Annotated in this window: 4 protein-coding genes and 1 pseudogene; 3 read left to right on the top strand and 2 right to left on the bottom strand. The window is 67.8% G+C overall.

The annotated features are described in order from the left end of the window. Positions 1-383: 383 nt before the first annotated feature. From IE265_RS39450 to IE265_RS37890, 3 genes and pseudogenes are all read left to right on the top strand, one after another. Positions 384-800, top strand: a pseudogene (locus tag IE265_RS39450) (IS3 family transposase); the annotation flags it as partial. A gap of 660 nt (positions 801-1,460) precedes the next feature. Continuing rightward, positions 1,461-1,946: an Asp23/Gls24 family envelope stress response protein gene (locus tag IE265_RS37895; protein WP_190040349.1), complete on the top strand. Its 486-nt coding sequence runs from the start codon at positions 1,461-1,463 to the stop codon at positions 1,944-1,946. A gap of 295 nt (positions 1,947-2,241) precedes the next feature. Further along, entirely contained in the window at positions 2,242-2,745 is a 504-nt protein-coding gene (locus IE265_RS37890) for a hypothetical protein (protein WP_308434856.1), read from the top strand. Between the two features lie 187 nt (positions 2,746-2,932). Here IE265_RS37890 and IE265_RS37885 read toward each other — a convergent pair whose 3' ends face one another. Then, positions 2,933-3,664, bottom strand: coding sequence for a uridine kinase family protein (locus IE265_RS37885; protein ID WP_229916964.1), 732 nt, complete (start codon positions 3,662-3,664; stop codon positions 2,933-2,935). Positions 3,665-3,953: 289 nt separating this feature from the next. Further along, on the bottom strand, positions 3,954-4,793 hold the full coding sequence (locus IE265_RS37880) for an RNA polymerase sigma factor SigF (RefSeq protein WP_190040348.1): 840 nt from the start codon (positions 4,791-4,793) through the stop codon (positions 3,954-3,956). Positions 4,794-5,625 lie beyond the last annotated feature (832 nt).

Here is a 5,625-nt window from a genome sequence, read left to right as displayed (position 1 = left end):
GGGCGTGCCATGACTCGATCCTCTCAAATGATCGAGTCCCTATCGAACCCGGAACGGTTCACCGGCAGGTCTGCGCCTGGCTGGTGTCCTGCGCCAGTAGTTGATCGTTAGATGTGTCTCTGCTGCTGGTGCGTCAGTTCCTCGTCGGGGCGACCAGGTTTGAGCCGTAGCTGCAGTCCGATGATGGGCAGGCGGTGTTGGAGCGGTGTTCATCGACGAGCACCGGGACCGCTTCGGCGGTGTCGAGCCGATCTGCCGCGTGCTCACCCGGCACGGCTGCGAGATCGCCCCTTCCACCTACTACGGCTCTAGGAACAGCCAGTTGGGGCGCCTCGCCGGGTCCGTACGACGGGCTCAAGGAACCGATCTAGGAGGTCTACGAGGCCAACTACCGTGTCCATGGCGCGAGGAAGGCCTGGCGGCAGCTGAACCGCCAGGGGCGGCGGATGGCCCGCTGCACGGTCGGGCGTCTGACGCGCGAGATCGGCATCGCCGGCGCCGTCCGCGGCAAGAAGGTCACGCGACCATGCCGGACCCTGCGGCGGCCAGGGCCCCGGACCTGCTCGACCGAGAGTGCGTTGCACCGGCGACGAACCGGACCTGGGTCGCCGACATCCACGCACGTCGCCGCTGCTGATGGCGACGGTGGGGAAGGCGCTGGGACATCGCTGGGAGCGGTTCCGTGCAACGGTGTACGGCAGCCCCATCGGCCACCGCGGCGCCGTCGGGACACCACCACCTTCATCAGCCCGGACAGGGCGCTCCTATCGCTGGCGCTGCCGGTGATCCGCGGATGCTGACGTGTGTGTTCTGCTCCGGTCCTGCGTGGCCGCCGATCCAGGGTGCGGTGTGGGAGAGCGGCGCAATGCTCCGTCCGTCTGTGAGGGCGAGGATCCGGACCCGCTGCCTGGCACGATGTGGCGTGTCTGCGCGACGGCCGTTCGAGTGGACTGCAGCGGTCCCGTACGAGACTCTCAAATGAGAGCAATTGTCTCGAATGGTGATGTTTTCGTTCCTTTCTGCTGGTTACGCGGAAGGAGGCAGAGAGACAGCAGGCGATGAGGTCGTCAGCCGGCCTGGGCCAGGGCGGACGGGACCCTGTGGTTCGCGGACCGTGCCGAGGCCGGAGAAGTTGCCTCCGATACACCCCACCACCGTCCGGGGCACCGCTCGCAGCGACCAGGAGACCCCGACCGGGATCACCACCGTGCAGCGACGCGCTCCGAGCAGGGGTGCGTCGCACGAAGCCGACGACAGAGCGGGCGCGGCCCGCTTGCCATGCGGGAGCAACTGCGGTGCTCCGCTCCGAACGCTCGGCCCCCCGCGAATCGTGGACCTCGTCGCCGGGCCCCGGCGCGGAGTGGGACCAACTTCTTGGACGTTTCGCCGCCCGATGCACGACAGTCACAGGCCATCGACGGGCGCCGCGCAGGTGCCCCCCACGGATCGGAGCGACCGCCATGACAGACAAGACCACCAGCGCCGGCGAGGGAAGCCGACCGGGCACGGACGACAGCCCGCTCAAGGGCCGCACGGGTGCCGGAGCTCCTGCCGAAACGCGCGGGAAGACCACCATCGCGGATGGCGTCGTGGCCAAGATCGTGGGCACGGCTGCCCGCGAGGTGCCGGGCGTCCACGGTCTGGGAGCGGGCATGGCCCGCGCGATGGGGGCTATGAGGGAACGCGTCCCCGGCGCAGGCGGAGGCGGGGCCACGCGGGGTGTGAAGGTCGAGGTCGGCGAACGCCAGACCGCCGTCGACCTGGATGTCGTCGTCGAGTACGGCGAATCCATTGTCGACGTTGCCGGCGACGTACGGGCCAACGTGATCACTGCCGTCGAACGGATGACGGGGCTCGAGGTCGTCGAGGTGAACATCGCGGTCGGCGACGTCCACCTCCCCGACGACGAGGACGACACCGATTCTGACGAGGGCAGGCTGAAGTGATCGGACGCCCTGCTCCACGCCCGTGCCCTGGGCGTCGAGTGGACATGGGCGGGTTGTCGTCCGGGCCGTCACGCGCGTGGGACGGGTGAGTGCGCGATGGACGCGCCAGGCATGGCCACCGGGGCTCCGCCGGCTGCTGGGCACTCCTGCAGTTCCGCTCCTGGGCACGGCACGGCTGATCGCCTGCCTCGCCGCGCAGGGCGACCTCGACCCATCAGCCGGGAGGAGCCGGAAGTGAACGGCCGCATGTCGCACGGGACTGTTCCACGCCCCGAACCACCGAAGGTGAAACGGCATGGATGACAAGGACAAGATGGCTCTCGCGGCTGCCGTAATGGGCGGCTACGTCGTGGGCCGCACCAAGAAGGGGCGGCTGGCCCTGTCCGTCGCGACCTATCTGGCGGGCCGCCGATTCGGGCTCGAACCTCGCCAGCTCGCCGCTGAGGGAATGCGCAGGCTGGCAGAGCTTCCGCAAGTCGCCCAGTTGCAGGAGCAGTTGCGCGGGGAAGTGCTGGAAGCAGCCCGCAAGGCGGTGACGGCCACTGCCGATCAGGGCATGAGCACGCTTGCCGGCGCCCTCAGCGACCGCACGGCCAAGCTCGGAAAGAAGGAGGACGAAGGGGAGGGCGCCCCGGACGAGCCGGACGAGGAAGAGCCGGACGAAGACGAAGAGGAACCGGAGGACGAAGAGGAACCGGAGGACGAAGAGGAACCGGACGATGAGGAAGAACCGGAGGATGAGGAAGAGGAAACCCCGAGGAAGCGGAGAGGGCAGAGGCGTCGCCGTGACGGACGTTGACTTCGGGCAAGGGGCCATCCCCGTGTCCGGACTCGGACTGCGCATGCCGTCCGGTACCGCCCCGCTGCTGCGGCGTCCGTGACGGCTCCGCGATGCTGGCTTGTTCTGACGTCAGTTGGGGGCTTTCGGCGGGAGCGTGAGACGTGCTTTTGCCGAAGGGAGCCGCAGGGGAACTGGGCCGGCCGGGTCAATGGCCGGTCGGCGGGGCGATGACCAACTCGGTGTCCGGGTCGTAGTCGATCTGAGGAGGGCCGGCGACGATCATGTCGGCTCGGGCCCACGGCTGCTCTCGCAACATGAACGGCAGTTCCTCCAACAGCCAGTTCGCCAGGTGCTCCAACTGTCCGGGGGAGTGACCGTCGCGGACGGCCAACCTGCGCTCCTGCTCATCGAGGTCACCCTGCATCCACACCGAGGCGTCCAGCCACGGAGCAGTCTCTTCACGGATGACGCCGGTGCCCTCGATCCAGATGACGTCGGCACCGGCAGGGATGGTGATCGATCCGGGCCGGTGGTGGGTGATCCAGGCTTCTGGGCGGAAGGCCACCGCCTCACCCCGATGCAGGGGTTGCAGGATGTTCTCGACGAGCGCGGCACCCCAGTCGAAGTAGGCCTGGTTCCAGGCGATGTCGTCGGTGTGCACGATGGCGGAGTTGGGCACCACCTTGCGGAGCCGCTCGGCCAGGGTCGTCTTGCCGGCGCCGCCCCGGCCGTCGATCGCGATGACCCGCGGACGTCCGATGGCGTCGGGTGCTGCATCGCGCAGTTGGCGAAGGGCGTCGCGCAGGGTCACCACTCGCCAGCCAACGGCCTCGGTTTCGCCTGAATGCAGACGCATCGACAACCTGTCTTTGGAGGTGAGGACAAGCGTCCGGCATGCCCGGACAATCCCCTGGCCGTCTGACCATATCGACGTCATGGTCGAGAGGCCGCGGCGGTGTCGGGCGGCGTGACCCCGATTCGTCCCGCCTGGCCACCCTGCCGCCCTCCTGGACCGGGCCCACCGAACTCCAGGACCGAACGCCCTTCGTCGGCGTGGTCTTTCTCTCTCCGTCCGGGCAGCCGACCTGACTCGGCTGCCCGGACTGCGGCCCTGGTGGCGGGGAGGCGGGCGATGGTGCGAATGCGGAGGCCGCGTATGCACGGCGCAGGGGGCCGACGCAGGACTTCTGCGGCCCGAGGCCCGAAAGTTTACGTGTTGCGGAGGCTTAGTTGGTGGTGAGCATGCCTTCGCGGAGTTTGGCGAGGGTGCGGTTGAGGAGGCGAGACACGTGCATCTGGGAGACGCCGAGGTGTTCGCCGATCTGGGCCTGGGTGAGTTCGTCGACGAACCGCATGTGGATGATGCGGCGTTCGCGGTCGTCGAGTTCGGCGATCAGGGGGGCGAGGGCGTTGAAGTCCTCGACGAGTTCGAGGGCGGTGTCGCTCACCCCGATGAAGTCGGCGAGTGCGGCTTCTCCGTCGCTGGTGGCGTTGATGGTGGCGTCGAGGGAGGAGGAGGTGTAGCCGTTGGAGGCGAGGCGTGCCTCGTTGACCTCGGCCTCGCTGAGGCTCATCAGCTGGGAGAGTTCCTTGACGGTGGGCATCCGGCCGAGCCGGCTGCGCAGCTCCTCGGTGGCCTTGGCGAGCTGTACGCGTGCTTCCTGCAGGCGACGGGGCACGTGCACGGCCCACGTCGTGTCGCGGAAGAAGCGCTTGATCTCGCCGACGATGTAGGGGACGGCGAAGGTGGTGAACTCGACTTCGCGGGTGAGTTCGAACCGGTCGATGGCCTTGATGAGGCCGATGGTGCCGACCTGGACGATGTCCTCCATCTCGTCGCTGCTGCGACTGCGGAAACGCGAGGCCGCGTACTGGACGAGCGTGATGTTCATTTCGATGAGGGTGTCGCGCACGTACTGGTACTCGCGCGTGCCTTCTTCGAGGACGGCGAGCTGGTCGAAGAACAACTTCGACAACTCCCTGGCGTCCTTGGGGGAAACCCGGGAGGGGTCTGCTATCTCGGGCAACACCACGGTCCGCGCTTCTGTCTTTTCCGTCACCATCATGTCTGGCCCCTCCCATCGGTCCAGCCTGCCATGCAGGCCTCGTGCACCCCGGCGACAGACGGTGTACCCGGGTTCTAAAAGTCCATGCCGGTTGATTTCAGAGCGGATCTCGCCCCGGCCGTGGCTGGGGCCAACTCTGTACATCAGCCTCTTGTCGAGCCCTGTCGCGGGCTCACCACCGTCCTTCGGTGACGGACCGGGGCGGCGTCGCCGCAGTCCCGGCCCGGCGTCGACGCAGTCCTGGCCCGGCCCTGCGAAGGAGACGCCGTGCGAGGGAGGCCTGCGATCACGTCGGGGGAGGGTGCAAGGAGGCTGGGAGGGTCCGGCGGGAAGCACTGCTCTCTCGGACCGTCGGAAGGCATGACGGGTGCGTGTCTGTGAGCAGCACACCGGTGAAGGTGAAGGTGAAGGTGAAGGTGAAGGTGAAGGTGTCGGCGACGAGGTGGGTGATGCCGACGTCGTCCGAGTCCTGCCGATGCGGCGTCGATAGCCGCGATGTCGAATCCTGTCGGGCCAGTGCCTGTGGTTCAGCCGGTGGCCCCCAGGTGCCGTCACTCGGAAAGACGGCTCGCGCATCGAAATACGTTGCTTGGCCCCGCAGCGGAACTGTGAGGAAGGGGCGCCGAATTCGGTGACGTACTTTCAGGAATCGCGGTGGCGCCCATGTTCGCTGTGAAAGCGTGGATGGCCGGAGGCGTCGTGCTGGAGGGGCCATGGTTCCTGGCGTCACGGCTGCCTCCGGCCATGGCCTGCAGCTACCCCGAATCGGACGTTTCACCATTCCATTTCTGTGGTCACCGGGGCGGGACATGGGTGGGGCCCGACGCCAAGG

It is taken from the genome of Streptomyces fructofermentans (assembly GCF_014651055.1).
Taxonomy (GTDB): Bacteria; Actinomycetota; Actinomycetes; order Streptomycetales; family Streptomycetaceae; genus Streptomyces; species Streptomyces fructofermentans.
This window is presented reverse-complemented; position numbering and strand designations above follow the sequence as displayed.

What these genes read in the sequence shown, in the direction of transcription:
- IE265_RS37885 (WP_229916964.1), bottom strand. Translation starts at nt 3,664, where the DNA reads ATGACGTCGATATGGTCAGACGGCCAGGGGATTGTCCGGGCATGCCGG.
- IE265_RS37890 (WP_308434856.1), top strand. Translation starts at nt 2,242, where the DNA reads ATGGATGACAAGGACAAGATGGCTCTCGCGGCTGCCGTAATGGGCGGC.
- IE265_RS37880 (WP_190040348.1), bottom strand. Translation starts at nt 4,793, where the DNA reads ATGATGGTGACGGAAAAGACAGAAGCGCGGACCGTGGTGTTGCCCGAG.
- IE265_RS37895 (WP_190040349.1), top strand. Translation starts at nt 1,461, where the DNA reads ATGACAGACAAGACCACCAGCGCCGGCGAGGGAAGCCGACCGGGCACG.